Origin of the sequence: Parvibaculum sp. (assembly GCF_030651915.1) — a bacterium.
In the GTDB taxonomy this organism is placed as follows: domain Bacteria; phylum Pseudomonadota; class Alphaproteobacteria; order Parvibaculales; family Parvibaculaceae; genus Parvibaculum.
Genome location: NZ_JAUSBV010000005.1, coordinates 26,870 through 51,072, shown reverse-complemented (window position 1 = coordinate 51,072; position 24,203 = coordinate 26,870). Strand labels below are relative to the sequence as shown.

Sequence of the window (24,203 nt, the reverse complement as noted above, 5' to 3'; positions counted from 1 at the left end):
GCTGCCACGTCGCTGGTTCCTCGGTCGAATTGCAGAATTACAGTCTGGACTTGATCGCTTCCAGCGCCAGCGCATAGCCGATGGTGCCGAGCCCGCAAATGACGCCGGTGGCGACCGGCGAGATCGTCGAATGGTGCCGGAAGCTTTCGCGCTTGTAGACATTGGAGATGTGGACCTCGACGACGGGAATGTCGAGCGTCGCCAGCGCGTCGTGAATGGCGATGGAGGTGTGCGAATAGGCGCCCGCATTGAGGATCACGGCGCAGGCTTTGGTCCGCGCCTCCTGGATCCAGTCGACCAGTTCGCCCTCATGGTTCGATTGCCGGCAATCGACGGCGAGGCCGAGCGTCTTGGCCTTGGCCTTCACCTGTTTTTCGATCTCGGCCAGCGTCGTCGAGCCATAGATTTCCGGCTCCCGCTGGCCGAGCAGGTTGAGGTTCGGCCCATTGAGCACGAACACCGGCTTCGAGGCCTTGCTGGAGCTTGCTTTTGCCATGCGGTCGGGCGGGCTTTCTGGCGGCTTCAAGGGCGGTCGTCGGGGCGGGGTGGCTTTCCGTAACCCCGGGGGCGCGAGGCTCAGGCTCTAGGGCCGCAAATAGGCGAAATTGTGGTCCCCGCCGCAACCTCTCATATCCCCGAATCGCGGCGTCTCTTTATACGCAAACTGCGGGGCCTGTAAAAGGCTTGGGGCTATGTGCGTCCTGTGGAGGGCGGAAGGCGTCTTGAAGTCGGCTTCCCGCTCACCCATTATCCGGGCGAACGGGAAAGGCGTTAACGAAGGCATGAAACTGACGGTGAACGGCGAATTGCGGGAGCTCGAGGGCCCGCTGACGGTGCTCGGCCTGATTGGCAAGCTCGGCCTGCCCGCCGCCAAGATCGCCGTCGAGCGCAACCTCGAAATCGTCCCGCGCTCGGCCTATGGCGAGGTGGCGCTGAGGGATGGCGACCGGTTGGAGATCGTCAATTTTGTCGGCGGTGGTTAGGGGACAACGGGGTGGGGGCGACATGCCGCGATTTCAGTGGGGCTGGTTTCTTTTTTCTCTCAAGGGGCGTGTGCGTCTTTTCGACTATTGGGTGAGATTCAACTTGCCCTTCGTCGCCATTTCCATCGCGCTGGCTGTTGCAGAGCAGCAGGGCGTCAATGTCGCAATGGTCGGGACGATATTCGCGGTTCTCACTTTGTGGCCCGCATTCGCAGTCACCGCCAAGCGCGCGCATGATCGCGATCATTCCATCTGGTGGATGATCGCCATGTATGTCGGCGGGATTGGATGCGCGAGCCTGGGGATATATATGGGCGGAGGCTTGGGTATCGTTGTGGCGCTTGTCGGGCTTGGCATGTTCGCCTGGCTTTCCATTGAGTTGAACTTCGTGTCTGGAACCCTGGGCGAGAACGATTATGGACCCGACCCGTGGGACGCCCTTGAAGAGCATCTGCCCGATGCTCAGTTTTCAGGGACGGGAGCCGCTGATACAACTGCAGCGGCAGGTAATCAGGAGTTGGTAAAGTGACGGAAGCCGCCAAGCGCATCGAAACGCCGAATGTGGACGACGATCCCTTCATCGTTGCCGGGCGCCGGCTGAAGTCGCGCCTGATTGTCGGCACCGGCAAATATAAAGACCTCGCCGAGAACGCCGCCGCCGTCGAAGCGGCCGGCGCCGAAATCGTCACGGTCGCCGTCCGCCGCGTCAACGTGACCAATCCGAACGAGCCGATGCTGGTCGACTTCATCGACCCGAAGAAGGTGATCTACCTTCCGAACACCGCCGGCTGCTACACGGCGGACGACGCGGTGCGCACGCTGCGCCTGGCGCGCGAGGCCGGCGGCTGGAACCTCGTCAAGCTCGAAGTGCTGGGCGATAAGAAGACGCTCTATCCCGACATGATCGAAACCCTGCGCGCGGCGGAAGCGCTGCTGAAGGACGGCTTCGAGGTGATGGTCTATTGCACCGACGATCCGATCATGGCGAAGAAACTGGAAGAGATGGGCTGCTGCGCGATCATGCCGCTCGCCGCCCCCATCGGCTCCGGCCTCGGCATCCAGAACCCGATCAACATCCGCCTGATCGTCGAACAGTCGAAAGTCCCGGTGCTGGTCGACGCCGGCGTCGGCACGGCATCGGACGCGGCTGTTGCGATGGAACTCGGCTGCGACGGCGTGCTGATGAACACCGCGATTGCCGAAGCCAAGGACCCGATCAGGATGGCCCGCGCGATGAAGCTGGCGGTGGAGGCGGGTAGGCTGGCTTACCTCGCGGGGCGGATGCCGAAGAAGTTGTACGCCGATCCGTCATCGCCGATGGGCGGGCTTATCTAAGCGCCCCACCTCAGCGGAACAGCACCACCGGCACCTTGCAGGAACGGATCATCTCGGTCGTGGTCGAGCCGATGATCAGGCTGCGGATGCGTGAGTGGCCATAGGCGCCCATCACGACGAGGCCGATCTGCTGGGCCGCCACATGCTCCGCGATGGCGGTTTCGGGCGCCATCTCCGCGACGAAGGCCTTTACCTCATATCCCGCCGCAGTGAGCGGGGCGCAGGCGTCGTCGAGCTTGCGGCGAAGGTCCGGCGTGCTCGCGCCGGCCATCAGCAGATGACACTCGAGCCCCTGAAAGAGCGGGCTGTGCGCAATATGGTCGACGGCTTTGATGCTGCTTGCGCCGCCGTCATAGGCGATCAGAAAGCGCTCGATCGGCCGGAACGCGCGCGCGGTGACGAAGACCGGCTTGTGGCTGGAACGGACGATGCGTTCGATGTTCGAGCCGAGATGCAGCCTGGCAAAGTCCGCCGCTTCGCCGCGCTTGCCGATCACCAGCATGTCGGCGGTCGCTTCGCTTTCGGCGACCGTTTCAACAATGTCGCCGATCCTGAGTCGCGTCGTGACATTGTCGATGCCCGCTTCGGCAATCACGGCCTTTGCATCTTCAAGAATGGCGCGTCCGCGTTGCTGCTGCAGCTTGGCGCGTTGTTCGTCGAGCGCGGTCAGTTCCGCCAGCAGGGCGCTGCGGGCGCCGAGGGCGATGCTGCCGCTGAGATCGGACGCTTCCGTGCTCTCGCGCCGCCCGAGCACATGCAGCACCTCGATGGCCGCGCCCGTCCGCGTCGCGATCCATGCGGCATGCGCGCAGACGCTATGCGAATAGATAGACCCATCGACAAGCGCGATAATCTTCTGTGTCATTTCGCTCATCCTCAATGTCCCATCAGCTTTTCGAGCGCGCCGGGCCTGTCGTGGATCGCCAGCCGGTCGACAATGGTCTCGCTCGCATCGTTCAGCCCGATGATCTCGACCGTCGCGCCATCGCGGCGAAATTTCAGCACCGCCATGTCGAGCGCCGCAACACTTGAGATATCCCAGATATGCGCGCGGCTGACATCGATGACGACTTTCTCCAGCACTTCCTTGAAGTCGAACGAGGCAAGGAAATTGTCGGCGGAGGCGAAGAAAATCTGCCCTTCGACAACATAGGTTCTTTCGCGTCCGTCTTCGGAAACGACGGATGTAACGCGGAATATCTGTGCGATCTTCCAGGCGAAAAAGAGACCGGACAGAAGCACGCCCACCAGAACGCCGATGGCGAGATTGTGGGTGACGACGACGGTGACGACCGTCGCCAGCATCACCACGGAAGAGCTGCGCGGGTGATCGCGCAGGTTCTTGATCGACGACCAGCTGAACGTGCCGACCGACACCATGATCATGATGGCGACGAGGGCGGCCATCGGAATCTGTTTCACCCAGTCGCCCAGCACCACGATCATGAAAAGCAGGAAGATGCCGGCGCAGAAGCTCGACAGCCGCCCGCGGCCGCCCGACTTCACATTGATGATCGACTGGCCGATCATGGCGCAGCCCGCCATGCCGCCGATAAAGCCGGTCGCCGTGTTGGCGATGCCCTGGCCGATGCATTCCTGATTCTTGTTGCTCGGCGTGTCCGTCAGATCGTCGACGATCGATGCGGTCATCAGCGATTCCAGCAGGCCCACCGCCGCCACCGCCGCCGAATAGGGCAGGATGATCATCAGCGTTTCGAGGTTCAGCGGTATTTGCGGAATGAGGAAGATGGGCAGGGTGGAGGGCAGATCGCCCATATGGCCGACCGTGCGGATGTCGAGGCCGAAATACATCGCAACGCCGGTCAACGCGACGATGCAGATCAGCGGCGAGGGAACGGATTTCGTCAGCATCGGGAAGAGATAGATGATGCCGAGCCCGGCAGCGACCATCACATAGGTCAGCCACGGCACGCCGATCAGTTCGGGTATCTGTGCGATGAAGATCAGGATCGCCAGCGCATTGACGAACCCGGTCATCACCGACCGGGACACGAAGCGCATCACATATCCGAGTTTCAACAGGCCGGCGGCAATCTGCATCAGGCCGGCGAGAACCGTTGCGGCGAGCAGATATTCGAGCCCGTGCTGTTTGACCAGCGTCACCATCAGGACGGCGGTGGCCGCCGTTGCGGCGGAGATCATGCCGGGCCGCCCGCCGGTAATCGCGACGATGACGGCAATTGAGAACGAGGCGTAGAGCCCGACTTTGGGATCGACGCCGGCAATGATCGAAAAGGCGATGGCTTCAGGAATGAGGGCCAGGGCGACAACGAGACCGGCGAGAACGTCGCCACGAATATTGCCGAACCATTGCTGGCGATACGCACTTACTGAGATCATGGGAATCCGGAAAGACACAACACCGCACGGGATCGGGACGATCCGCGTCCGGGAAAACTGCCATTTGTTGGGAATATCCGGCGGATTGGCGGCCGGCAGAGCCACCCGGCATTTCACCGGGTCCAGTCGAGTTGCGTCTTGTTAGACCGGTTCATGTTGCGACGCAACATAAAAGGCTGGCGGCATCGCTCGGCGGGCGGACCGGTGCGGAAAGAGGCCGTTCCTCTACCGCCCCTCGCGCGCCTCCGCCACCACCCGTGTCAGCCGTTCCTTGTCGACCGCGCCCGGCAGCATCTCGCCGCCGATGATGAAGGCCGGCGTTCCCTCGATGCCGAGTGCTTCGGCCAGCGCATAGTGACGGCTGAAAATGTCCATCAGCTTCGGGTCTTCCATGTCCTTTTTCAGCTTCGGCCCGTCGAGCCCGGCCTTGGCCGCAATCTCCATGAGCGCCTTTTCGGTGAGCTGTCCTTCATGCTCGAACAGCGCCCGGTGCATCTCGAGGTAGCGGCCCTGCTTGCGCGCCGCCAGCGCGGCCTTGGCGGCGTCGAGCGCGCGCGGCCCCAGAATGGGGAACTCCTTCAGGATCAGGCGGATGTTGCCGTCGGCGTCGACGAAATCCATCAGCGGCTGGAAGCTGCGCTTGCAGTGGCCGCAGGTGTAGTCGAAAAACTCGACGATGGTGACGTCGCCCTTCGGATTGCCGTAGGTGAAATCGTCGGCGTCTTCGAAGATCGCTGCCCGCCGCGCCTCGATGGCCGCGCGCGTTTCGGCCTGTGTCTCTGCCTGGTGCTTTTCTTCCAGCGTCTGCAGCGCTTCGAGCACAAGCTCCGGATGGCGCATCAGATAGTCGCGCACGATCTGTTCGATGGCGGCGCGGTCGGCCGGATTGAAGCGGGCGGTCTCGTCGGCCGCCGCTGCCGGTGCTTGAAGCACGGCGGACGCCGCCAGCAGCAGGGCGGTAAGCGCAAGGCGGGGCAGGGAGCGGAAACGCAGCATCGGTTTCTTTCGCAAAAAAATGTGGATGGGAAAAGGTCGGGGCCGCCGTTCAGCCGCGCCCGTCGGGCGACGGCTGCATGGCGATATCTTGTGCCTGCAGCCATTCGGGCGACCCTTGACGCAGAATTTTCTGCGCCCGCGTCGCATGCGCCTTCGCCTGCTCGACGCGGCCAAGCGCATTGTAATATTGCGCTGTCGCCAGTTCCGCCATGCCGATGTCATTGAGGCGGCCATAGGCGATGGAGAGCTGATAGTAGCCGAAAGGCTGTGTCGCACCGCGCGTTCCGGTCTGAAGATGCGGGATGGCGGCCCGCGCATTTTCCTCGCCGTCGCGGCCAAGCAGCGCGCGGCCCAGCCCAAGATGAAGCTGCACATCGTCCGGTTTCAGAGCGACCGATTGGCGATAGGATGTCACTGCCTCCTCGATCTTGCCGCTTTCAAAATAGATCTGGCCCTTGACCTCGTGGATATAGGGGTTCTTCGGATCGCTCGCGAGCAGTGGTTCGATCTCGGTCAACGCTTCGGAAAGCTGCCCGGTCCGGTGATAGGCGACCGAACGCGCATAGCGGGCATAGTCGCTCTTGTCGGTGAGCGGATAGCGGTTGAACGTCACATTCGGTTCGTCGAGAAAGCCGTGCAGCTTGGCCTGCACCATCTTGAACTGATGAATGCGCTCCGGTGATTCCGGGCGGTCGAAGAAGGGTGACGCCTTCACCCGCTCTTCAAGCGCGTTGAAGCGCGCCGCCGACATCGGATGCGAGCGGGCAAACGGATCTTGCCGTTCTTCCGACAGCATTTCCTGATCGCGCATCCGGGAGAACAGATCGAGCATGCCCTGGCCTGACATGCCGGCGCGCTGCAGATAGCCGGCACCGGCCTGGTCCGCGCTGGCCTCCTGTTCGCGCGTATAGGCGAAGAAACCGCGCGTTGCGAGATGTTGCCCGCCCAGGATCAGGGCCATGCCGGCATCGCCCGCGCCGGCGGCGATGGCGCCGACACCGAGGATCATCGAGGCAATCATCGGCACCTGCAGCTGCGAAATATGCTCGCGCCGCTGCACCAGATGTCCGCCCGCCATGTGACCGATTTCGTGGGCCATCACCCCGATCAGCTCCGAGGGCGCTTCGACGATGGTAATGAGGCCGGTGTTGTAGAACATCTGCTGGCCTTCGGCGACGAAGGCGTTCAGCCGCTGGTCGTTGACCAGATGGATTTTCACCGCCGCCGGATCGAGACCTGCAACCTTCAGGATCGGATCGGCAAACTCCCGAAGCATGTTTTCGGTTTCGGCGTCGCTGATGATCGAAATTCCCTGCGCGCTTGCCGCGCCGGCGCCGGCAAAAGTCAGCGCGGCGCCGAGCGCCAGCGCATGGACGGCGCGGCGGAGCGCCGGCCGGCCGGAATTCGGGCTGAGTCTCATTGGGCAATCTTTCATACGCGTCACTGGCATTTACGGCACTCTTCGGGGCCGCCCCGCTATGTTGCCCGTTGGCCGGGCGCGTTGACGATACGGACCCGACAAGACTAAACGGTAGGGGTGGGCTCGCAAGCCGTCAATCTTGTCCCGCCGATCTTGAACAGCCAATCTGCAAACAAACGGCCGAAACGAGCGATTCCGTCGGTCAGCGGAAAATAGAGGAAACAGGGCGAATGGGGCAGAACTGTGAAGTTTCGATCACGGCGCGGCGTGCGCTCATCCTGCTGGCCGGTCTGGCCATGACGGTTTCGCTGGCGGCCTGTGCGCTGGAAGAGCCACCCGAGCCGGTCCGCGGGAAAGCGGTCAGCCGCGGCGTCGAGACCCGCACCGAGCGTCAGGGGCGCTTGACCGAGAGAGACAGCGACCGTGCCGACCCGCTCTTCGGCGGCGTCGCCGTTGCCGACGAGCCCTCGGCGGTGCTGGTCGCCCGCGAGATCCTCGAGCAGGGTGGCAACGCGGCCGATGCGGCCGCCGCACTTTATTTCGCGCTCTCGGTCACATACCCGGCGGCCGCCGGCCTTGGCGGCGGCGGCGTCTGTCTGGTTCGCGATGCGCAAGAGCGCACGGTCGAAAGCATCGCCTTCCTCGCCCGCAGCCCGCGCGGCGGTGGCGCCGTCGCCATTCCGGGCAATGTGCGCGGTTTCGCGCTGCTGCAATCGCGCTACGGCACGCGTCCATGGGCCGCGATCGTCGGACCGGCCGAACGATTGGCGGCGACGGGCTTCCCGTTGTCGCGCGCCGGCGCGCGCCAGCTGGCCGATGCGGCGCCGCTCATCGCCGCCTCGCCCTCGCTGCAGGCCGGCTTCGCTCGACCGGACGGCGAACGCCCGCGCGAGCTCGACCGTGTCACCCGTGTTGAACTGGCCGGGACGCTGGCCCTGATCCGCAGTCTGGGCGTCAACGGCTTTTATGCCGGCCAGACCGCCCGTGCCCTTGTCGCCGAGGCAAGCCGCGCCGGCGGTGCGCTGAGCCTCGACGATCTGCGCGACGACCGGCCCGAGGTCGCGCCCGCGCAGATGCTGTCCATGCCGGCCGCCGCCGCCGTGGCCGTGCCGGCACCGACGGCGGGCGCTGGTGTCTTCGCCGCCGCGCTCTGGCGCGATCTCGAAAAAACGGGCCCCGCCGAACTGGCCGAAGCGGCGCGGCGCACGGCCGTATCGCTCGGCGTCACCGAGAACATCGATCGCGATTTCGGTTCGACGGCCTTTGCGACAGTCGACGGGGCAGGCGGTGCGGTCGCCTGCGCCGTCACCATGAACGGGGCTTTCGGGTTGGGCCATGTCGCCGAGGGCACCGGCATTGTCTTGTCCGCCAATCCGCAGCAGGCCGCGCGCGGCATCGCCTCCGCCTTTCTGATGCCGGTCATCGTCACCGGCGCCAACGGCAGCCGCATCGTCTTCAGCGGCGCCGGCGCCGGCGCGCCGAAAGGGGCGGCGGCCATTCAACATGCGGCACGGTCGGCGCTCGCCGGACCCGACGCGGTCGCCGCCGCACTGGCGGCCTCGCCCGCCGATGCGCGCTCGCCGGCTCATGCCATTGCCTGTCCCGAAGGGCAGGCGGCGAGTGCCTGCAGTCCTGTCGCCGGCCCGCGCGGCGATGGCATGGGCATTGTCGCGGCCGGTTCGGGCTCCTGATCCGCCACATCCTGCTTGAATCGAAAAGGGCCTGAGGATCGCGCCTCAGGCCCTGTTCGTTTGTGCGTCGGCGCCGTCTAGCGGCGCTGCCACCAGCCGCGCCGCGTCGGTTCGACCGGCCGGTCGGGCTCGGTCGAACGAAGCGGCGTCACATCGGCGGTCAGCGGATCGGATGCCGTTTCGATCGCCATCTCGACCTCGCGATCGGTGACCGGCGCATCGGAGGGATCGATCTCCGGCGCCTGGCGGCCGTGATCGGCTTCCGCATCGGCCTCTTCGTCGGCCGCCGCCTCGTGGCGCGAATAGGAGAGCAGCACCGGCATGTCGTCGTCGCGGTCCGCATCGGCCGGTGCATCGGCCTCGGCGGTGTGCTCGGTCGCTGCCGCATCGGCAACGGTCTCGCCATCCGCACCTTCTTCGCCCGGCCGGCGGCGATTGCGCCGTCCGCCGCGCCGTCCGCGCCGGCGGCGCTTGCGCTGTCCGTTTTCGTCGAGCTCATCCTGCGCGGTGGCGGGGCCGGCTTCGCCGTCGCCGGCTTCAGCTTCGCCATCGTCATCCGCGCCGTCATCGACCGCATCGGCATCGGCATCCGCTGTCGCTTCGCTCTCGCCGCGCGTCTCGCGTTCTTCACCGGGCTTGCGCCGGCGCCGGCGCCGCTTGCGCTTGCGCTGACCGTCGCCATCGCCCTCCTCGGAAGCGCCGCGCGTCGACACCGCTTCCGCTGTCTGTTCGGCCTCGTCCTCGGCTTCGGCCTCGTCTTCTTCAACGGCATCGACGATATCCTCGTCTTCCGCCATATAACCGCTCTCGATATTGATCGCGCCCAGCGCCGGCCGCGTCCGTGTCAGCGCGCGGGCTTCGGCCTGTTCGATCCGGTGATCGGATCCGGTCAGCGTCGTATCGGCTTCGATATAGACCGACACGCCGTAGCGGTCCTCGATATCGAGCACCTTGCCGCGCTTCTGGTTGAGAATGTAGATCGCCACCGTTGCCGGCACCTTGACGGTGAACGCGGCGGCGCGGCCTTTGACCGCCTCGGCCTCGACGCCGCGCAGCACATGCAGCGCCATCGATTCGACCGAGCGCACAAGCCCGGTGCCCGCGCAATGCGGACAGGTGATGGTCGACCCTTCGAGTACGCCGGAGCGCATGCGCTGGCGCGACATTTCCAGCAGACCGAAATGACTGATGCGGCCGACCTGGATGCGCGCCCGATCGGTTTTCAGGCAATCCTTCAGCTTGCGTTCGACCGCGCGGTTGTTGCGGTTCTCGTCCATGTCGATGAAATCGATGACGATGAGACCGGCAAGGTCGCGCAGGCGCATCTGCCGCGTGATTTCCTCGGCCGCTTCGAGATTGGTCTTCAGCGCCGTCTGTTCGATATTGCGCTCCTTGGTCGAGCGCCCCGAATTGACGTCGATCGAAACCAGCGCCTCGGTCGGGTTGATGACGATGTAGCCGCCCGATTTCAGCGTCACGGTCGGATTGAGCATCGAGTCGAGCTGCTGCTCGACGCCGTATTTCTGGAAGAGCGGCTGCTTGTCCTTGTAGGGCTGCACGTTCTTGGCATGGCTCGGCATCAGCATCCGCATGAAGCCCTTGGCTTCGCGGTAGCCTTCGTCGCCTTCGATATGGATCGCGTCGATGTCCTTGTCGTAAAGGTCGCGGATCGAACGCTTGATCAGGCTGCCTTCCTCATAGACCAGCGCCGGCGCCGTCGATTTCAGCGTCAGCTCGCGCACGCTCTCCCACATCCGCAGCAGATATTCATAGTCGCGTTTGATCTCGGCCTTGGTGCGCTTGGCGCCTGCGGTGCGCACGATCAGTCCCATGCCTTCCGGCACGTCGAGCGTCTCGGCGATGCTCTTGAGCTTCTTGCGGTCGGCCGCCACCGTGATCTTGCGCGAAATGCCGCCGCCGCGCGCCGTATTGGGCATCAGCACGCAATAGCGTCCGGCCAGCGACAGAAATGTCGTCAGCGCGGCGCCCTTGTTGCCACGTTCTTCCTTGACGACCTGCACCAGCATGATCTGCCGGCGCTTGACGACTTCCTGGATCTTGTAGGAACGATAATTGACGCGCTGCCGCCGCGGCGCGGCTTCTTCCATCGCGTCTTCGGCGCCCACCGACTCGATCGTCTCGTCGGAGGTGACGGTTTCGGTCTCGCCGCGCTCGACAGCGGCTTCGCTTTTGCTTTCCGCGCCGCCATTGTCGTCGGCCTCGCCATTGCTCGGCGCGCCGTCGGCATCCGCCCCCTGGTCCTCGCCGTCGCCATTGCTGTCATCGCCCTCGGCAGGCGCCGCCGCTTCGCTGCGGGCCTCGTTGCTCGCGGGTGCGTCTTCGGCGTCTTCCTCTTCGCGTTCGCGGCGCGCTTCGGCGGCCTGCTGTTTCAGCAGCGCTTCGCGGTCGGCGACCGGAATCTGGTAATAATCGGGATGGATTTCGCTGAAGGCGAGGAAGCCGTGCCGATTGCCGCCATATTCGACGAACGCCGCCTGCAGCGACGGTTCGACGCGCGTAATCTTGGCGAGATAGATATTTCCTCGAAGCTGCTTTCTGTTTTCCGACTCGAAGTCGAACTCTTCAACGCGATTGCCGCTCACGACCACAACCCGAGTTTCCTCGAGGTGGGCCGCGTCGATCAGCATGGTCTTTGCCATTGGGAATGTCTCCGGGGCGCTGTCCGCCGCGCCTGCCCCGCCGCACATTCATGCGGGAGGCCAGGCGCGGGCGGGCGCCGGTTGTTATACGCGTCCAGGCGTCCGCGCCGGCGCCATCGAGGCGCGCCGCGGCAGATCCGGACGGGATATGTAAAAGAAGGGCAGGTGCGCGCCGCGCGGCCGGTGTCGCAACCGGGCGGACCTGGCTTTTGGAAAAGCCCTGTCCGGTCTGCCGGTTGTGAAGTCGCGGAACTGCGTTGTGCATCTCTACCTGTGGCGCACCCGATAAGCCGCCGGGTGCCGGCGTGTTCTGGTCTCCGCCGCGTCGACTCAGGCCTTGCGGCCGGACGGGCGTTGCGGGCGCGAGGGCCCGCTTTCCGCGTCTGTTTGGCGTTGTCCGGGATGATTGCCTGGGGAAACGCCGGGCTTGACGCGGTCGATGCCGTCTCCCGGCCGTTTTGAGGCGGTTTGGGGGGAATGGCGCGACGGTTTGCCCGAAATCCTGTGTCGGCGCCGTGGCAAGCCTGGGGCCCGCCGGACGCGAACCGTTTGTACCCGCTGCTGCGTTGATTTGGCAAGCTCGGTCTCGGCGGCCTCCATTGCCGCCAACGGCCCGGTTATTAACCATTCGACCCGTTGAAATTCCGTAAATTTTGGCGTGATAACCAATTATGAAGTAATCTCGCCTTTATATTGAGGTGAATTGTTTGCGGGCCTCGATCCGCGGCGGTCTGCCGGGTTTTCCCGGGCCGTCCGGCCGGATGACCCGATCGGCAGTGGCGTTCGGGAGACCGTGACGGACGGCACACAGGAGCAGGTCCCACGGTGTCGCTGCGGCGGGTGTAAATGGGACGAAATCGGCAGTTCTGGGGGCGTTTCCTGCGGCCGCTCGGCTTGGCGGGCGCGGCCGTGCTGTTTGTCGTCCTGACCCTCGGCCGGCCGGCGACCCAGGCCGCCGATTTTTCGGCCGACGGCCTGACCCTCGACGAATTGGCCGATCTGCTGGCCCGCGATCTCGAAAACGATCTTTTGACCACCGGCGCGCTCAGCGATGCGCCGCCGGCCGCCGCCGTCCCGCGCGGCGCCCCCCTGCCGCCCGGCATGTCGGCCGTCACCGACATCCGGCTCGGCGATCAGGGCGCGCAGACCCGCTTCGTGATGGAACTGACGGGCGATGCCCCCGTCCAGTACAGCGTCTTCACTTTGGCCGATCCCTGGCGCGTCGTCATCGACATGACCGGAGTGCCTTTCCGTCTCGACGAGACCGCCGTGCCCGCCGCGCAGGGCGTCGTTGCCGGTTATCGCTTCGGCCGCTTCCAGAACGACATCTTCCGCGTCGTCATCGACATGAAGCAGCCGGTGGCGATTGCCCGCAATTTCGTTCTCGACCCGCAGGCCGGCTTCGGCCGCCGCATCGTCCTCGACCTCGCCCCGACCGACGGCGCCACCTTCGCGCAAAGCGCCGGCGCCCCGGCCGCCGACATCGCCGCCGCCGCTGAGGCTGCCGAACAGATTCAGGCCGTCGCCGCCGTGCCGATGAGCCCGCCGGCCCAGCGCCTCGAGCGCCGCCGCATCATCGTCATCGATCCCGGCCATGGCGGCGTCGATCCCGGCGCCACCGGCAGGAGCGGCGTCCATGAAAAAAACATCGTGCTGGCCTTTGCCCGCGAGCTGGCCTCCCAGCTCCGCGCCACCGGCCGCTACGACGTCCATCTGACCCGCGAGACCGACGTTTTCATCCCGCTGCGCCAGCGCGTCGCCATTGCCCGCCAGCACAAGGCCGATCTCTTCATGTCGATCCATGCCGATGCGATCGAAAGGCCGGATGTGCGCGGGCTTTCGGTCTACACGCTCTCCGAAACCGCCTCCGACCAGGAAGCGGCCGCGCTGGCGCGTCAGGAAAACCAGGCCGACCTGATCGGCGGTCTCGACCTCCAGGGCGAGAGCCCGGAAGTGACCGGCATTCTGATCGACCTCGCCCAGCGCGAGACCAAGAACTATTCCTCGCGCTTCGCCAAATCGATCGTCGATTATGCCGGTCAGAAAACGGCGGTGCTGCAGAAGCCGCACCGTTTCGCCGGTTTCGTCGTGCTGAAGGCGCCCGATGTGCCCTCGGTGCTGATCGAACTCGGCTTTCTCACCAATCCCAACGACGAGAAGCAGCTGGTTTCGTCCGCCTGGCGCGCCGGCGTTGCCGGTTCCTTCACCCGCGCCATCGACCGCTATTTCGGTGACCGTCTTGCCGAGGGGCCTCTTTAAGGGATAGGCGGAATTTGGCCACGGAGTGGCCATATTTCGGCTTTAGCTGACGGCGATAATGTTGAGCCATGAATTGACGGAGGGCAAAGCGCCCCGATGCCCTCGATACTGAAAATTCTCTCGATCGTTGCCAGCGTCATTCTGGTGCTGATAACCGGCGCCGTGCTGGCCGGCGGCTATTATGCCTGGCGTCTCAACCAGGACCTGCCGGACTACACAAGGCTTGCCAATTACCAGCCGCCGGTGACGACGCGCGTCCATGCCGGCGATGGCCAGCTGATCGGCGAGTTCGCGCGCGAGCGCCGTCTCTATGTGCCGATCACGGCGATCCCGCCGCGCCTGGTTCAGGCCTTCCTCGCCGCCGAGGACAAGAATTTCTACACCCATGGCGGCGTCGATGCGGCCGGCATCCTGCGCGCCACCATCGACAACGTCTACAACGTCATGCAGGACCGCCGTCTCGTCGGCGCCTCCACCATCACCCAGCAGGTGGCCAAGAACTTCCTGCTCTCGAGCGACGTCACCTTCGACCGCAAGCTGCGCGAGGCCCTGCTGGCGCTGCGTCTCGAACGCGCCTTCACCAAGGACCAGATCCTCGAACTCTATCTGAACGAGATTTATCTCGGTGCCGGCAGCTACGGCGTCGCCGCCGCGGCGCTGAACTATTTCGACAAGCCGCTCGACGAACTGACCGTTGCCGAAGTCGCCTATTTGGCCGCGCTGCCCAAGGCGCCCGGCAATTATCATCCCTTCCGCTTCCGCGAACGCGCGCTGGCACGCCGCAACTGGGTCATTTCGCGCATGGCCGAGGAGCGCTTCATCGCCGCCGATGAGGCCGCCGAGGCGCGTGCCACCGATCTCAATGTCACGCTGCGCCCGCGCGGCTTGCAGATGCGCGACGCCGAATATTTCCTCGAACAGGCGCGCCGCGAATTGCTGGCGCAGTTCGGCGAGCAGAAACTCTATGAAGGCGGCCTCTCGGTCCGCACCACCATCGACACGGCCTTGCAGGAATATGCCTCCGAGGCGCTGAAGAACGGCCTGATCGCCTATGACCGCCGCTATGGCTGGCGCGGCCCGGTGGCTGAGCTCGAACCCGGCGCCAACTGGCAGGACGCGCTCTCCGCCATCGACATACCCGCCGACCTCGCGCCCTGGACGCTGGCCGTCGTTCTCGAACTCGCGAGCGACCGCGTCACCATCGGCCTGCGCCCCGCGCGCCTGCCGGGCGGCGGCATCGCCACCGAAATCGTCAAGAGCACGATCCTTTTCGAAGACATGAAATGGGCGCGGCCCAACGTCAACCGCATCCATCTCGGCCCCGAACTGACGAAACCCGCCGATGTGCTGAAGGTCGGCGATGTCGTCCATGCCGCGCCGCATGCGGAAGAGAAGGGCCGTCACACCTTGCAGCAGGTGCCGGCCGTCAACGGCGCCATCATCGCCATGGACCCGCATACCGGCCGCGTGCTGGCCATGCAGGGCGGCTTCAGCTTCGGCATGTCGGAGTTCAACCGCGCGGTGCAGGCCTTGCGCCAGCCCGGCTCCTCCTTCAAGCCCTTCGTCTATGCCGCCGCCCTCGATCGCGGCTTCACCCCGGCAAGCCTCGTCCTCGATGCGCCCTTCGTCATCGACCAGGGTCCGGGCCTCGGCCTCTGGAAGCCCGAAAACTACGAGCGCAAGTTTCACGGCCCCTCCACCATGCGCTTCGGTCTCGAAAATTCGCGCAATCTGATGACAGTGCGGCTGGCCCAATATGCCGGCCCCGAAACCGTCTCCGACTATGCGCGCCGCTTCGGCATCGCCGACAACATGCTGCCGGTGCTGTCGATGTCGCTGGGCGCCGGCGAAACCACGCTGCTGCGCATGGCCGGCGCCTATGCGGTGCTGGCCAATGGCGGCCTGAAAGTCGAACCGACATTGATCGACCGCGTGCAGGACCGTTTCGGCCGCACCGTCTACAAACACGATGCCCGCGCCTGTCAGGCCTGCACGCTCGACTTCGAGGACGCGCCCGCGCCGCCGGTGCTCCCCGACACCCGCGAGCGCATCGAGGATGCGCGCACCGCCTATCAGATCACCTCGATGCTCGAAGGCGCCGTCCAGCGCGGCACCGGCACGGCGGTCAAGGCGGTCGGCGTGCCGCTGGCCGGCAAGACCGGCACCTCCAACGAGGCCCGCGACGTCTGGTTCCTCGGCTATTCGCCCAATCTGGTCGTCGGCGTCTTTGTCGGCTTCGACGAACCGGCGCCCTTGGGCCGCGCCGAAACCGGTGGCCGCACCGCGGCGCCGATCTTCCGCGATTTCATGACCAGGGCGATCGGCAGCAAGCCGGCCATTCCCTTCCGCGTGCCCTCGGGCATCAGCCTCGTCAAGGTCGACCGCAAGACCGGCGCACTGGCCAATGGCGACGGTCCGGGCACGATCCTCGAAGCCTTCAAGGCCGGCACCGAACCGCAACTGACCTCGGTCGCCCCGACGCTCGGCATTGCCGGCGGCATTCCCGGCGACACCGGTCCGCTCGACCGCGGCGAAGACATCTCCGGCGATTTCCTGCGCGGCGACATGTCGGGCGACATCAATACCGACCGCACGCCCGGCCGCGGCGGTCCCGGTTACGATGCACCCGGCGCCATGCCGGTCCGCGCCGTCGATCCCTTCGCGCTGCCCGAAACGCTTCGCGCCGGAGAGGGGGGCGCCGGAGAGGCGCGCCCCGAAGACACGCGCCCGCGCGCCCCCTTCGCCGGCATGTCGGCCGACGACGCCATCGCCCTTGACGACAACGACGCCGCCTCCGGTGGCGAACCCAGCGATACCGGTGTCGTTGAAGACGAAGACCGCCCCCCGCCGCCGCCCCGCACCGCCACCGGCCAGAGCCGCGACATCGGCGCCGGCACCGGCGGCCTTTATTGAGATGGCAGCACGACGATGAGAGGTCTTTTCGCTTTCTTGCTCGGCCTTTCCATCTTTCTCCCGCACAGCCTCTCATTCGCGCGCGACCTTGAAGCGCAAACCGAACTGGTTTCGGCTGAAGGCGTGCGCGCCTTGCAGGTGGCGATGCCGGAATTCGAGCGCGCCGGCCTCGATCTGTCGAAATACAGGGTGGAGATCCTTCGTTTCGACTCGACGCTTGCCGTGCTCTTCATCGACGCCGCCGTGTCCCCCGAAGAGGCCAGGCAGGTGCGTGGCAGTCCCGGCAAGATACCGGCATTCGGGGTCGAGATGAGCCGGGACGACTTTCAGGTCATCCGCGCGTATTTCCAAAGGTAAGGCCCGAGGGCCATGCCTTCGCAAGCGCCGGTACCGGCGGCTTGTACTGAGGCCAGTTGCAGCTTCAGTGCGCTACGTGCTTTTGGAATGGGCACGCAGAGGCGCAGAGACGCAGAGGTGCCGTGCCCTTGAGGCCGGCCGTGCCTATATTGTCTCAATGACTGCGCCTGCGGCGCGAAGAGTCTTCCGGCGCGACCTGTCCACCGAAGCTCCGCTAGGAGCGAAGGTGGAAGCGCCAGAAAACCTTCTCCTTCATCGCTGCGGATGCGCCCATGGATCCCGGCTTGCGCCGGGATGACACATCCGGTCGGGGCGACGCAGTGCCTTACCCGCATGTTCTGAACCTCTGCGTCTCTGCGCCTCTGCGTGAACCCTTCTTCCTTCTTCGCGTCTTCGCGCCTTCGCGTGACCAATTCTTCCTTCTCCGCGCCTCCGCGTCTCCGCGTGCAAAAAACAGCCTTCGACGCAGCCCGCGCCGCCAAACCCTTTACACCCACGCCCCAACCCCCTATTTTCCGCCTCCAATCGAGGCACCGGAAAAAATCCCATGCGCGCCGAAACCCAGACCCTGGCCGATGAAATCAAGCAGTCGCTCGCGCTGCTGAGGAGGCATCTTTGACTGGGATGCAGCGCTGCGTCGCTATGACGAACTGACGGCCAAGGCCGAAGACCCCGATCTCTGGAACGACCCCGAAAACGCGCAGAACCTGATGCGCGAACGTACGCGGCTGGAAGAGGCGATCGCCCGTCTGCGCGGCTTCGAGGCCGGGCTTGCCGACAATCTCGAACTGATCGAAATGGGCGAGGCGGAAGGCGATGCCGACATCGTCAGCGAAGCCGAGCAGGCGCTGAAGGCGCTGAAGCTTGAAACCGACGAAGCCGAGCTTGAAACGCTGCTGGCCGGCGAGGCCGATGCCAACGACACCTATCTCGAAGTCCATGCCGGCGCCGGCGGCACCGAAAGCCAGGACTGGGCGCAGATGCTGCTCCGCATGTACACGCGCTGGGCCGAGCGCAAGGGCTACAAGGTCGAGCTGATCGAGCGTCATGACGGCGAAGAGGCCGGCATCAAATCGGCCACCATCGTCGTCAAGGGTCACAACGCCTTCGGCTGGCTGAAGACGGAATCGGGCGTCCACCGCCTCGTCCGCATCTCGCCCTATGACAGCGCCGCCCGTCGCCACACGAGCTTCTCTTCCGTCTGGGTCTATCCGGTGGTCGACGACAGGATCAACATCGAGGTCAGCGAGGCCGATGTTCGCATCGACACCTATCGCTCCTCCGGTGCCGGCGGCCAGCACGTCAACACGACCGACAGCGCCGTGCGCATCACCCACTTGCCCACGGGCATCGTCGTCGCCTGCCAGAACGAGCGCTCGCAACACAAGAACCGCGCCACCGCCTGGGACATGCTGCGCGCCCGCCTCTACGAAGCCGAATTGCAGAAGCGCGAAGACGCCGCCGCCGCGCAAGCCGCCGGCAAGACCGATATCGGCTGGGGCCACCAGATCCGCTCTTACGTCTTGCAGCCCTATCAGATGGTGAAGGACCTGCGCACCGGCGTCGAAACCTCCGACCCCGACGGCGTCCTCGGCGGCGACCTCGACCCCTTCATGGCCGCCGCCCTTGCCGCCCGCGTCAAGGGCACGACGGCGGAAGTCGAGGATATCGAGTAGCGCGTTCCAGATTTAATCTGAATCGTCATTGCGAGGAGCGAAGCGACGAAGCAATCCAGAAGCGGCAATCTCGGCACCTGCCGCTTCTGGATTGCTTCGCTGCGCTCGCAATGACGGCGTTGTTTCTATTTGAAAGGGATGCGATCCGGAACGGTGCCCGAAGGCCAACCCCAGCTTCCCACCCTCCCCTGGGGGGAGGGTCGAAAAATTCGTAGAATTTTTCGGGGCGGGGGGTGAGAGGCGGTTCGCGCCAGCGAACGAAAAGGTCCGCTGGACCTTTTCGAGCCTCGAACGCCCGAAGCGCAAGCGAAGGGCCGGAATACGCGCTCCCTCCTTCCACACCAACCAGGACCCCCGCATGACCGCCCCCGAACATCACGACGTCATCATCCTCGGCGCGGGCGGCGCCGGGCTCTTCTGCGCCGCGGAAGCGGGCCGGCGCGGGCGTTCGGTCCTGGTCCTCGATCACGCCAGAACGCCGGGCGAGAAAATCCGCATCTCCGGCGGCGGCCGCTGCAACTTCACCAACCTCCACACGACGCCGAAAAACTTCCTCTCCGAAAATCCGCGCTTCTGCATCTCGGCGCTCGCCTCCTACACGCAACATGATTTCATTGCGAAGGTCGAAGCCCACAACATCGCCTGGCACGAAAAGACGCTGGGCCAGCTCTTCTGCGACGGTTCCTCGCAACAGATCATCGACATGCTGCTCACCGAATGCGCCGCCGCCGGCGCCGCCGTCCGTCTACAGACGAAAATCACCGCCGTCGAAAGAGACGGAACCGGCTTCCGTGTGACGACAGGCGAGGGCGTGCTTGCCTGCACAAGCCTCGTCGTCGCAACCGGCGGGTTATCGATCCCGAAAATCGGCGCCACCGGCTTTGCCTACGACATCGCCCGGCAATTCGGGCTTCGCGTCGTCGAGCCGCGCGCCGCCCTGGTCCCCTTCACCTTCGACGGCGCGCAGAAGGCCGCGCTCGACGGCCTCGCCGGCGTCGCCGTCGATGCCACTGTCACATGCGGCAAGGCGCGCTTCGCCGAGGCGCTGCTCTTCACCCACAAGGGTCTGTCGGGCCCCGCCATCCTGCAAATCTCGTCCTGCTGGCGCCCCGGACAGGAAATCGCCATCGACCTCGCGCCGGGCACCGATGTCTTCCGTATGCTGAAGGAAGCACGCGCCGCTCATCCAAAGCAGGAAGCCGAAACCGCGCTGGCCCGCCTTGTCCCGAAGCGCCTCGCCGATCGCCTCTGCGAACAGGCCGAAGTCACCGGCCGCCTCGCCGACATTTCGGATGCCCGCTTGCGCGCGCTGGCCGACAGCGTCAACGACTGGCGCCTCACCCCCGCCGGCACCGAAGGCTACCGCACCGCCGAAGTCACCGCCGGCGGCATCGACACGCGCGATCTCTCCTCAAAGACGATGGAAGCAAAAACCGTCCCCGGCCTTTATTTCATCGGCGAAGCCCTCGACGTCACCGGCCATCTCGGCGGCTTCAACTTCCAATGGGCCTGGTCGTCGGCCTTCGCGGCGGCGTCAGCCCTCCGAAGCACAACCGTCGCAATTTGATGCTTGACCTTCCCATGGTGGAAGGTCGCATTATAAAAAGATGAAACGGTTCCGGGCCCATATATCGGCTTTGTACGTCCTGAGCGTGGTCTTCGTCGCGCTCGGTCATTGCTGGCCCGCGTCCCCGGCCAACGCCGCGCCGGCAAATGCGGCGTCCGCGTCTCACAGTCACGATGAAGCTGTTGCACACGGGGCGCACGGGCAGCCCGACGGCGTCTCCGCCGAAGGATGCCTTGGCGACAAAACCGCCTGCGCCATCGCGATCTCGTCCCCGGCGCTGCTGCCCGCCCTGGCGGCGCTGCCCGATCCGCTGTCGAAAAACGTCGTATTGCCGGCACCGGCCGCGCGGGCTTTCGCGATGCCCGCCGGCGCCTTCACCTCCCGCGGGCCGCCGGACCGACGAACGCATTCCCTCCACAGCTATGCCGAAGCCTTCGCCCGCACCGGGCGTCTGCTGATCTAGAGCCTCCATTCTCTGGAACGGGGCGCCCCGCGCGTCCTTTTTGCCATTGAATGGAGTGCTTCACGATGTTTCCGAAAATTTTCCCCGGCCCTGCGCGTTTCATGCGTGGACGGACAAGTGCAATCCTCGGCGCCGCGCTGCTCTGGGCGCTGCCCGGCGCCGCGCCGGCTGTCGCCGGTGAATACCACCTGACCGTCGACACGGCGCGACTTGAGGTCGGCGGCCGCATGGTCGAGAAAATGGTGATCGATGGCGGCGTTCCGGGGCCGACCTTGCGCCTCCGCGAAGGCGAGGACGCGACGATCACGGTCGCCAACAAGACCGATGAAGCGACATCGGTCCACTGGCACGGCATCCTTCTGCCCGGCATCATGGACGGCTCCCCGGGTTTCAACGGCTTCATGGGGATCGCGCCCGGCGCCTCCTACACCTACACCTTCCCCATCCGCCAGAGCGGCACCTACTGGTATCACAGCCATTCGGGCACGCAGGATCAGACGGTGCTCGGCGCGATCGTCATCGAACCGGCAAAGCCCACGCCCTTCAGCGCGGACCGCGACTACGTCGTGCTTCTCGGCGACGCCACGCCCGAGGATTCCGATCGCGTCCTGCGCAATCTCAAGGCCGATCCGGGCTACTACAACTACAACAAGCGCACGCTGCTCGACTTCTTTGCCGATGTCGGCGAGGAGGGCGTCGGCGCCGCCGTCCAGGATCGTCTCGACTGGGGCGCCATGCGCATGGACCCGACCGATCTCGCGGACGTCACCGGTTACGCTTTCCTCGTCAACGGCAAGACGCCCGAACGGAACGAGACCTTTCTCTTTCGCAAGGGCGAACGCATTCGCCTGCGCCTGATCAACGGCGCCGCGATGACGCTTTTCGACGTGCGGATTCCGGGCCTCAAAATGACCGTCGTCGCGGCGGACGGCAATGATGTGAACCCGGTGCCCGTCGACGAACTCAGGATGGGTGTCGCCGAGCGTTACGACGTCATCGTCGAGCCGAAGGAAGACATGCCTTACACGCTCTTTGCCGAGTCGATCGACCGCGCGGGCTATGCGCGCGCGACGCTGGCGACCTCGGAAGGCGAGGCGGGACCGATCCCGGAGCGGCGGCCGCGTGCGCTGCTCGGCATGGCCGATATGGGTATGGCGCATGAGGGGCACGACATGGAAGCGATGGATTCCGGCGCCCCGGATCCCGGCACCATGGATCACAGCACCATGGACCACAGTGCGATGGGGCACGCCGCCGCGGGCAACGCCATGGAGGCGGACGCGCCTGAAAGCCGGCCGGTCGGCTGGGCCTCAGGCTTTCCGCCAGGCGCAAAGGTACTGGCCTACAGCGACCTGCGCGCCCTGCGCCCGAACGCCGACAACAGCGAGCCGACCCGCACCATCGAAATGCGCCTCACCGGCAACATGGAACGTTATGTCTGGACGCTCGACGATGCGCGCTTCGTCGAGGCCCGGCCGGTCCGCGTGCGCTATGGCGAGCGCGTTCGTCTCACCTTCGTCAACGAAACGATGATGGCGCATCCGATGCATTTGCACGGCATGTTCTTCGAGCTCGAAACCGGCAGCAAGGATCGCCGGCCCTTGAAAGACACGGTCATCGTGCCGCCGGGGCAGTCCGTGTCCGTCGTATTGACCGCGCGCGAGGTCGGCGGCTGGCCGCTTCATTGCCACCTGCTCTATCACATGGTGTCGGGCATGATGACGACCTTCATCGTCGAACCGCCGGAGACGGCCGATAGTGCAATCACGCCGGATGGCGCGGTGGTGCCGATTGGCGTCACGAAAGACGGTGCGGCGCATGGGTCGCATGCCGGGCATGGAGGCATGTGATGAAAAACACCCTTGCGCTCGCTCTCCTCCTCGTTGTCGGCATCGCCTCGGCGTCCCGTGCGCAGGAACCGGTGCCGGACGATCACGGCCCCGGTCTTTTCAACATGATCAAGCTGGAGGCCGATTATGCCGATGCGCATGACGGCTTGTGGAACTGGAACCTCGATGGCTGGGTCGGCGGCGATGTCGAGCGCCTCTGGATAAGGTCGGAGGGCGAGATTGCCGATGGCGATTTCGAGGAAGCGGAAGCCCAGCTCTTCTACGGCCGGAATGTCCATCCCTTCTGGGACCTGCTCATCGGCGTCCGGCAGGATTTCGCGCCGCGCGGCGAAACATATCTCGCCGCCGGCGCCGTCGGCCTCGCGCCTTACTTCTTCGAAACGGAAGCGACCGCTTTCCTCTCGACGGAAGGCGATCTGTCGGCGCGCTTCGAACAGAGCTTCGATCTTCCGGTCACGCAGAAGCTGATCGCCGAACCGCATGTCGAGCTGAACCTCTTCGCGCAGGACGTCCCCGAGCGCGGGATCGGCGCCGGCTTCAGCAGCATCGAGGCGGGCCTTCAGCTTCGCTACGAAGTGGTGCGGAAATTCGCGCCTTACATCGACCTCGTCTGGGAGCGCGATCTTGGCGAGACGGCATCGTTCACCCGCGCCGCCGGCGGCGATGTCGAGGACACGACATTGCGCGTCGGCGTCAGGGCCTGGTTTTGACGGCGCATCATTCAAACCTCAAGGAGCTGTGAAAAATGAAACACGCAATCCGGAAATCGTTCTTGATGGCGGTGGCCCTCGGTCTGTTGGCGGGCCCGGCCGTCGCCGCCGGGGAAGGTCACGACCATGGATCGATGCCGGGCATGGCGGACGATATGACGGGCATGATGGCGGAGATGGACCGGCAGATGGCCGATACCTCGGCCTTCGGCCACAAGGGCGACGCGGCGAAAGCCACAAGGACCGTCGAGATCGAAGCCGCCGATATCAGGTTCGGCACAACCGGGCTGAGTTTCAATGTCGGCGAGACGGTGCGTTTCGTGGTCGTCAACAATGGCGAGCAGCCGCATGAATTCACGATCGGCGACACGGCCTATCAGGAAACGGCGCGCAAGATGATGAGGCACATGATCGAGATGGGAATGGATCCGGCCGCGCCGGAACATGCGGCGATGCACGCCCCTGCCGGCAACACCCTCACGCTCGATGCCGGCGAGACGAAGGAGCTTGTCTGGACATTCACCAGGGCGGGAACCTTCGAATTTTCCTGCAACCTGATCGGTCATTCCGAAGTCGGCATGAAAGGCCGGATCGTCGTGGGCTGAGGTTTCAGGCTTGAAAGAGGCCCGTTCAGGGCCGGCGCAATATCGATGGTGTCGAGACAAAGGGAGAATGGCTATGGACAAGACAGGACGTATGGCAATTGTTCCGTTGGGAATGACCCTCGGGACGTTCCTCGTCGTTACCTACATTCTGTGCGTGCTCTTCGGCCTTCTGGTGTCGGACCCCGGCATGCACCGGCTCCTGTCCGATTTGTTGCCCGGTTTCACCTGGATCACATGGCCGAGCTTCTTCATCGGCCTTGTATGGGTATTCGTCTTCGGCTGGTACGTCGCGGTGATCTTCGTACCGATCTACAATTTCTTCGTCGCGCGCGGCGCAAAATCCGGGAACGCCTGAAG

The 24,203-nt window shown here is 64.9% G+C and carries 20 protein-coding genes and 1 other annotated feature; of the genes, 14 read left to right on the top strand and 6 right to left on the bottom strand.

Translation table 11 applies throughout. From position 1 onward, the window contains the following. Positions 1-37: 37 nt before the first annotated feature. Positions 38-496 carry a type II 3-dehydroquinate dehydratase gene (gene aroQ, locus Q7V31_RS04685; RefSeq protein WP_304732680.1) on the bottom strand — a complete coding sequence of 153 codons (459 nt, stop codon included), beginning with the start codon at positions 494-496 and terminating at the stop codon, positions 38-40. 286 nt (positions 497-782) lie between these two features. Here aroQ and thiS point away from each other — a divergent pair, with 286 nt between their 5' ends. Genes thiS through Q7V31_RS04670 form a run of 3 tightly spaced genes read left to right on the top strand, consistent with a single transcriptional unit; the run spans position 783 to position 2,318 of the window. Beyond that, positions 783-983 (top strand): sulfur carrier protein ThiS, encoded by a 201-nt coding sequence (gene thiS / locus Q7V31_RS04680; protein ID WP_304732679.1) that lies wholly within the window; start codon positions 783-785, stop codon positions 981-983. Between the two features lie 22 nt (positions 984-1,005). After that, positions 1,006-1,512 (top strand): DUF805 domain-containing protein, encoded by a 507-nt coding sequence (locus Q7V31_RS04675; RefSeq protein ID WP_304732678.1) that lies wholly within the window; start codon positions 1,006-1,008, stop codon positions 1,510-1,512. A 32-nt stretch (positions 1,513-1,544) separates the two neighbouring features. Next, positions 1,545-2,318 carry a thiazole synthase gene (locus tag Q7V31_RS04670; protein WP_370690643.1) on the top strand — a complete coding sequence of 258 codons (774 nt, stop codon included), beginning with the start codon at positions 1,545-1,547 and terminating at the stop codon, positions 2,316-2,318. 10 nt (positions 2,319-2,328) lie between these two features. On the opposite strand, the gene Q7V31_RS04665 is transcribed toward Q7V31_RS04670, so the two are convergent. The 4 genes from Q7V31_RS04665 to Q7V31_RS04650 form a co-directional block, all read right to left on the bottom strand. After that, positions 2,329-3,183, bottom strand: a complete 855-nt coding sequence (locus tag Q7V31_RS04665) for a universal stress protein (RefSeq protein ID WP_304732676.1) — start codon at positions 3,181-3,183, stop codon at positions 2,329-2,331. 11 nt (positions 3,184-3,194) lie between these two features. Continuing rightward, positions 3,195-4,679, bottom strand: coding sequence for a SulP family inorganic anion transporter (locus Q7V31_RS04660; protein ID WP_304732675.1), 1,485 nt, complete (start codon positions 4,677-4,679; stop codon positions 3,195-3,197). 71 nt (positions 4,680-4,750) lie between these two features. Next, positions 4,751-4,806: a sequence feature (sul1 is cis-regulatory element that is thought to sense ions involved in sulfur or methionine metabolism; They are found in Alphaproteobacteria), on the bottom strand. 98 nt (positions 4,807-4,904) lie between these two features. Continuing rightward, positions 4,905-5,675, bottom strand: a complete 771-nt coding sequence (locus tag Q7V31_RS04655; protein WP_304732674.1) for a DsbA family protein — start codon at positions 5,673-5,675, stop codon at positions 4,905-4,907. Positions 5,676-5,724: 49 nt separating this feature from the next. Further along, a complete protein-coding gene (locus Q7V31_RS04650) occupies positions 5,725-7,095 on the bottom strand; it encodes a M48 family metalloprotease (RefSeq protein WP_304732673.1) in 1,371 nt (456 codons plus the stop codon). 230 nt (positions 7,096-7,325) lie between these two features. On the opposite strand from Q7V31_RS04650, the gene Q7V31_RS04645 reads away from it, so the two are divergent. Continuing rightward, positions 7,326-8,786, top strand: a complete 1,461-nt coding sequence (locus Q7V31_RS04645; RefSeq protein WP_304732672.1) for a gamma-glutamyltransferase — start codon at positions 7,326-7,328, stop codon at positions 8,784-8,786. Positions 8,787-8,863: 77 nt separating this feature from the next. Here Q7V31_RS04645 and Q7V31_RS04640 read toward each other — a convergent pair whose 3' ends face one another. Next, positions 8,864-11,446, bottom strand: coding sequence for a ribonuclease E/G (locus Q7V31_RS04640; protein WP_304732671.1), 2,583 nt, complete (start codon positions 11,444-11,446; stop codon positions 8,864-8,866). Between the two features lie 846 nt (positions 11,447-12,292). Here Q7V31_RS04640 and Q7V31_RS04635 point away from each other — a divergent pair. From Q7V31_RS04635 to Q7V31_RS04590, 10 genes are all read left to right on the top strand, one after another. Next, the gene (locus Q7V31_RS04635; RefSeq protein ID WP_304732670.1) at positions 12,293-13,705 is read left to right on the top strand and encodes an N-acetylmuramoyl-L-alanine amidase; all 1,413 of its coding nucleotides are present in this window, start codon (positions 12,293-12,295) and stop codon (positions 13,703-13,705) included. A gap of 96 nt (positions 13,706-13,801) precedes the next feature. Then, positions 13,802-16,618, top strand: a complete 2,817-nt coding sequence (locus tag Q7V31_RS04630; RefSeq protein WP_304732669.1) for a penicillin-binding protein 1A — start codon at positions 13,802-13,804, stop codon at positions 16,616-16,618. 15 nt (positions 16,619-16,633) lie between these two features. Further along, positions 16,634-16,975 (top strand): hypothetical protein, encoded by a 342-nt coding sequence (locus Q7V31_RS04625; protein WP_304732668.1) that lies wholly within the window; start codon positions 16,634-16,636, stop codon positions 16,973-16,975. Between the two features lie 547 nt (positions 16,976-17,522). Next, a protein-coding gene (gene prfB / locus Q7V31_RS04620) for a peptide chain release factor 2 (protein ID WP_304732667.1) occupies positions 17,523-18,651 on the top strand; the annotation gives its coding sequence in 2 pieces (ribosomal slippage) (positions 17,523-17,591 and positions 17,593-18,651; 1,128 coding nt in all). Positions 18,652-19,009: 358 nt separating this feature from the next. After that, positions 19,010-20,218: an NAD(P)/FAD-dependent oxidoreductase gene (locus tag Q7V31_RS04615; RefSeq protein WP_304732666.1), complete on the top strand. Its 1,209-nt coding sequence runs from the start codon at positions 19,010-19,012 to the stop codon at positions 20,216-20,218. A gap of 70 nt (positions 20,219-20,288) precedes the next feature. Continuing rightward, complete coding sequence (locus tag Q7V31_RS04610; protein ID WP_304732665.1) at positions 20,289-20,681, top strand: hypothetical protein; 393 nt, start codon at positions 20,289-20,291, stop codon at positions 20,679-20,681. Between the two features lie 65 nt (positions 20,682-20,746). After that, positions 20,747-22,531, top strand: coding sequence for a copper resistance system multicopper oxidase (locus Q7V31_RS04605; RefSeq protein WP_304732664.1), 1,785 nt, complete (start codon positions 20,747-20,749; stop codon positions 22,529-22,531). Further along, positions 22,531-23,241, top strand: coding sequence for a copper resistance protein B (locus tag Q7V31_RS04600; RefSeq protein WP_304732663.1), 711 nt, complete (start codon positions 22,531-22,533; stop codon positions 23,239-23,241). Before Q7V31_RS04605 ends, Q7V31_RS04600 begins: the two co-directional genes overlap by 1 nt. Positions 23,242-23,276: 35 nt before the next feature. Continuing rightward, positions 23,277-23,846, top strand: a complete 570-nt coding sequence (locus Q7V31_RS04595) for a plastocyanin/azurin family copper-binding protein (protein ID WP_304732662.1) — start codon at positions 23,277-23,279, stop codon at positions 23,844-23,846. A gap of 73 nt (positions 23,847-23,919) precedes the next feature. Further along, complete coding sequence (locus Q7V31_RS04590) at positions 23,920-24,201, top strand: DUF5676 family membrane protein (RefSeq protein ID WP_304732661.1); 282 nt, start codon at positions 23,920-23,922, stop codon at positions 24,199-24,201. Positions 24,202-24,203 lie beyond the last annotated feature (2 nt).